Origin of the sequence: Mesorhizobium tamadayense (assembly GCF_003863365.1) — a bacterium.
Taxonomy (GTDB): domain Bacteria; phylum Pseudomonadota; class Alphaproteobacteria; order Rhizobiales; family Rhizobiaceae; genus Mesorhizobium; species Mesorhizobium tamadayense.
Genome location: NZ_RQXT01000182.1, coordinates 1 through 875 on the forward strand (window position 1 = coordinate 1; position 875 = coordinate 875).

Genomic DNA, 875 nt, shown 5'->3' on the forward strand with positions numbered 1-875 from the left:
GGCGAGGAAGATCGTCTTCTCCGGCATGTTCAATGCCGGCGCCAGGCTCGCCGTCGAGGACGGCAAGGTCGTTGTAGAGAAGGAGGGCAAGCTTAGGAAGCTCGTCAAAGAGGTCGAGCACGTCACCTTTTCCGGCAGGCGAGCGATCGAACAGCGCCAGGATATCACCTACGTCACCGAGCGCGGCGTGATGAGACTGACGCCGGACGGGGTCGTGCTGACTGAGATTGCGCCGGGCATCGATCTCAACACCGGCATCCTTGAACAGTCGGAGTTCCCGTTGATCGTGTCCGATACCCTAAAAGTCATGGACGGCGCGCTCTTCGTCGACAGGCCGATCGGCCTGTCGCTTGCCGTGAAGCCGGCCCGTAGCTTGGCGGGGGCATGCAATGGCTGACGCGCACATGAGGCTTGCCGTCGAAGGCGCGGTCGCATCCGTCACGATCGCGCGACCCGAGAAGCTCAACGCCTTCGATATTGACATGCTGAAGGCATTGGCCGCCATCTGCGGCGAGGTCGAGGCGATGACCGATGTCCGCGCGGTGGTGCTTACCGGCGAAGGCAGAGCCTTCAGCGCCGGTGGCGACATCAAAGCTTGGGGCGCCATGCAGGCGAACGAATTCGGCCATGCCTGGGTCCGCTTCGGCCATCGGGTCTTCGAGCGTCTGGCGACCCTGCGCATGCCTGTGATCGCCGCACTCAACGGCCACGCGCTCGGCGGCGGTCTGGAACTCGCGGCCGCAGCCGACTTTCGCATCGCGGAACAACATATCCGCATCGGCCTGCCGGAGACCGGGCTCGGCATGATACCGGGATGGTCGGGCACGCAGCGCCTAGTGAGGCGCTTCGGCGCGCAGATCGTTCGCCGCATGGTT

At 64.3% G+C, this 875-nt stretch carries 1 protein-coding gene and 1 pseudogene; both read left to right on the forward strand.

The window, feature by feature from the left end:
• Window positions 1-397, forward strand: a pseudogene (locus tag EH240_RS37125) (acyl CoA:acetate/3-ketoacid CoA transferase); the annotation flags it as partial.
• On the forward strand, window positions 390-875 hold a 486-nt coding region (locus EH240_RS37130), incomplete at its 3' end, for an enoyl-CoA hydratase/isomerase family protein (protein ID WP_148101190.1). The pseudogene EH240_RS37125 and the gene EH240_RS37130, both read left to right, overlap by 8 nt.